This is a genomic window from Vibrio sp. V19_P1S1T109 (assembly GCF_002241375.1).
In the GTDB taxonomy this organism is placed as follows: domain Bacteria; phylum Pseudomonadota; class Gammaproteobacteria; order Enterobacterales; family Vibrionaceae; genus Vibrio; species Vibrio anguillarum.
Window position 1 is genome coordinate 1 of sequence record NZ_NDIM01000281.1, and the last position, 4480, is coordinate 4480.

Consider the following 4480-nt stretch of genomic DNA (forward strand, 5'->3'; position numbering starts at 1 on the left):
CGAGCAGCTTAACTATTTTGCTAGTAATTTAACTGAAATTATAGCGATTCAGTGAAAGTACGTGCAATAACGTCAGCTTGTTGTTCAGCAGTCAGTGAGTTAAAACGCACAGCATAGCCAGATACACGAATGGTTAGCTGAGGGTATTTCTCAGGGTGTTTAACCGCATCTTCTAAAGTTTCGCGATTAAGCACGTTCACGTTTAGGTGTTGGCCACCCTCAATGCCTGCTTCATGGTGGAAGTAACCATCCATCAGGCCAGCAAGGTTTGCACGTTGACTTGCTTCTTCTTTGCCTAACGCATTTGGAACGATAGAGAAAGTATAAGAAATACCATCTTGTGCATCAGCAAACGGTAGTTTCGCTACTGAAGTCAATGATGCTACTGCACCTTTTTCGTCACGGCCATGCATTGGGTTTGCACCCGGTGCGAAAGGCATACCAGCACGGCGACCATCAGGTGTGTTACCTGTTTTCTTACCATATACCACGTTTGAAGTGATAGTCAGGATAGACTGAGTTGGAATTGCATCACGGTACATCTTAAGTTTACGGATTTTGCCCATAAACGTAGAAACAAGTTGGCATGCGATGTCATCAACGCGGGCGTCATTGTTACCAAATTTAGGATAATCACCTTCGATTTCGAAATCGATCGCTAGGCCATCTTCGTCACGAATTGGCTTAACTTTTGCGTATTTGATTGCAGATAGAGAGTCAGCAGCAACAGACAGGCCAGCAATACCACATGCCATCGTACGTTTAACGTCACGATCATGCAGTGCCATTAGCGCGGCTTCATAGCTGTATTTGTCGTGCATGTAGTGAATGCTGTTTAGTGCGGTCACATATTGCTTCGCCAACCAATCCATGAAGTGGTCCATTTTTGCCCATAGTTCGTCATAGTCAAGATACTCACCTGCGATCTTGTCCATTTTAGGACCAACTTGGATTTTCAACTTCTCATCAATACCACCATTGATGGTGTAAAGCATGGTTTTAGCAAGGTTTGCACGCGCTCCGAAGAACTGCATTTGTTTACCTACAACCATTGGCGATACACAACATGCGATAGCATAGTCGTCAGAGTTCATGTCTGGACGCATTAAATCATCGTTTTCGTACTGGATAGATGAAGTATCGATAGACACTTTTGCACAGAAACGTTTAAAGCCGTCAGGTAGCTGCTCAGACCAAAGTACAGTGATGTTTGGCTCTGGAGAAGGACCCATAGTGTATAGGCTGTTTAGGAAACGGAAGTTAGAACGCGTAACGAGTGTACGACCGTCAAGACCCATACCACCCATTGATTCTGTTGCCCAAATTGGGTCGCCAGAGAATAGTTCATCGTATTCAGGAGTACGTAGGAAACGAACCATACGCAGCTTCATTACGAAGTGGTCGATCATTTCTTGAGCTTGTACTTCAGTGATTTTACCCGCTTCTAGATCACGTTGGATGAAGATATCTAGGAAAGTCGAAGTACGACCTAGCGACATTGCCGCACCGTTTTGTGATTTAACAGCAGCTAGGTAGCCGAAGTAAGTCCACTGGATAGCTTCTTGTGCAGTTTCTGCTGGGCGAGAGATGTCAAAACCGTATTTTTCAGCCATTTTTTTCATTTGGCCAAGTGCGCGGTGTTGCTCTGCAATTTCTTCACGAAGTTGCATCGTTGCCGTTAGATCTTCGCCGTTCTCAAAACGCTCTTGTAGAGAAGTGAATTGAGCAAGCTTATCCTTCATTAGGAAATCAATACCGTAAAGTGCTACGCGACGGTAGTCACCAATGATACGGCCACGACCATAAGCATCAGGAAGGCCCGTCAGAACACCAGACTTACGACACGCTAGGATATCAGGAGTGTAGATATCGAAAACGCCAGCGTTGTGAGTTTTACGGTATTCTGAGTAGATTTTTGAAATCATAGGGTCAAGAGTTCTACCGTATGCTTTGCAAGAACCTTCAACCATACGCACACCACCGTTAGGGATGATAGCGCGCTTAAGTGGTTTCTCAGTTTGTAGACCCACGATAGTTTCAAGATCTTTTTCGATGTAGCCTGCATCGTGAGCAGTGATGGTAGAAATAACGTCAGTATCGAAATCGACAGGGGCCTTAGTCGCGTTTTCCTGTTTGATACCTTCCATTACTTTAGCCCAAAGCTTGTTTGTCGCTTCAGTACCTTCAGAAACTAGGAAAGATTCGTCACCTTCATACGGCATATAGTTCTTTTGAATAAAATCACGAACGTTAACTTCGTTTTGCCACTCACCTGCAACAAAACTTTCCCAAGCTTTAGCAAATTGCTCTGCCATGACATACCTACCTTTTTAGTAGAAAAAACACGTACCGTCTTCACCGTTGAGCCAGTTATCCTCGAAAGGAGCAGTACACTCTATTAATACAATATCTATATTCACACTATTCAATTATCTGAATATAGATATTGTGCTTTTAAGCCTTGAATGCAAGATTAGACTAAAATTTTTTTGCAAACCTTAAACTAAATCAATAAAAGTTAAATTTTTCAAATAAAGTTTGGGTAGTGCGAGCACTACCCAAATTCGTATTAGTCCAAGCTCATTATAGCCAAGCTTTTAAACCGTATTGGTTTTCAAGCATACCAACCGCAAGCATAGCAATTAAACAGATGATCAGCACACCACCTGGAATGATGATTTTATCGATAAAAGACAGCTTTGATGCACGTTCTTTGTCGCCAATTAGGCCATTGTTATCGAGTAGCATGGTCAATGCCCACGCTAGAACAGGGTTCACCACAGCGCTACCAAAGATACAGATGCCCGCTGCTTGTGAATCTTTTGTGTTTCTTACCATTTGCATACCCGCTTCTAGTAAAGGAAGAAATACCCCTACTAATAGAGCAATACGCATCACTGGAGGCCAAACCGCTACGTCCATAGGGAAGCCAAGGATAGCAATAGTCATGACCAATAAACCTAAGATGATGGCACCACCAGGAATTGGGCGTTTAGCAATCGCCGCTGGGATCATATACGTTCCCCATGACGATGTGATATTACCACCACCAAGTGCTGTACCTACCATTTGACGAATTGAACACATGGTCATTGTGTCATCAACATCCATCAGTACTTTTTCAGTTCTCTTTGGATAGTTCAATTCTTGGAAAATTCGGTGACCAAGGAAATCTGGTGACCACATCGCAACGGCCAAAATAGCAAAGGGCAATGAGGCGATAAAGTGTTCTACTGTTGGCAAACCAAGCATCCAACCTTCAGTGGTTGAGCCCCACCAGTAAACAGGATTAAGGTTAGGTAAGCCCATTTGAGTTTCAAATTGAAGATCAAAGCCAGTACCGAATAAAAGCGCAATCGCAAGCCCTGTCATTGCACAGACAGGAATTGCTAACCAACGCATGTTGATTTTTGCAAGAAATGCATACAGCACAATATTGACACCTAAAACCACTAGGCCAACGTAACCTAAGCTGCCTGCGGCGACATCGACCGATTGCAAACTGGTAGCCCAAGTTTGGATAGAACCAATTTGGCTCATTGTTCCGGTAAAGCCGAGGAAGATAAGCAACCCGCCTGCGGTTCCCTCGGAGGTTAGATTGACCAGTTTCGAGCCTCCTTTAAAGTAACTTAAGAGAAGACCAAAAACGCCAAGCAAAATTGCCAATGCCAAAGGGTGTGCACCGGCTAATGCGATTGAGCCGATAAGAGGGATCATTGGGCCATGGTTGCCAGCTAAGTTGGCTTTTGGGTTTAAGAAGCCAGAGGCAATAACACAGAAGAAGAGGGCAGGAAATAACATCTCTACACGTGCAACTTCAATCGCGAAGTCTTCACCTAGATGAATGTGATCCCATGCTTGGGTTAGGCCATCAGCCCAAGACATCATTACCGCTGAGTACATGGCGATGATGCCGATTGTGCCCGCGATGGCTGGTACAAAATCTTCAAGTTCAAAACGGAAGTCACGACCAGGTAAGTTCAAACCAAAGCGACGGGGCTTCATGATTTGCAGTTCGTGGTCTAGGTAATCTGAACGGCTTGCAAACTCAGATGCTGGACGATGCAGCTCTTTATAGCTTTTCGTCTCGATTTCTGAGCGCTCATTGTTGACTACGTCTGGCATAGATTCCTCATATTTTTTAAAAGTTAGTAATTCGTACTGAATCCTAGTAATCCGCGAAGAAGCGGTAATGTTTTTAATTGAATATGTAGCACATCTCATATGTGCTTGCATAACAACAACTAAAAAAGAGAGTGTGGTTATTTATACAACCTTATCTTTGCTCGCGAGTTTAGCTTGCTTATCCTTTAGGGTGATTGATCTTGATCACTTTAAGAATAAATGTGAAAGAAAACTACAGCAGCCTAATGAAAACGGGGGGTTGAGCCGTTACTTGCTTGAAATAAGTTTTCACATTGTGATGTTTGTAAAAGAGTTTCAATGATATTAATGACCTTAAATATCTTATGAATCTAGG

Annotated in this window: 2 protein-coding genes; both read right to left on the minus strand. The window is 43.3% G+C overall.

Annotated features, from left to right (window positions below; all coding sequences use genetic code 11):
• Positions 1–38 precede the first annotated feature (38 nt).
• On the minus strand, positions 39–2315 hold the full coding sequence (gene pflB / locus B9J87_RS13715; protein WP_094151228.1) for a formate C-acetyltransferase: 2277 nt from the start codon (positions 2313–2315) through the stop codon (positions 39–41).
• 268 nt (positions 2316–2583) lie between these two features.
• Entirely contained in the window at positions 2584–4125 is a 1542-nt protein-coding gene (locus tag B9J87_RS13720) for a DUF3360 family protein (RefSeq protein ID WP_094151254.1), read from the minus strand.
• Positions 4126–4480 lie beyond the last annotated feature (355 nt).

What these genes read in the sequence shown, in the direction of transcription:
- pflB (WP_094151228.1), bottom strand. Translation starts at nt 2,315, where the DNA reads ATGGCAGAGCAATTTGCTAAAGCTTGGGAAAGTTTTGTTGCAGGTGAG.
- B9J87_RS13720 (WP_094151254.1), bottom strand. Translation starts at nt 4,125, where the DNA reads ATGCCAGACGTAGTCAACAATGAGCGCTCAGAAATCGAGACGAAAAGC.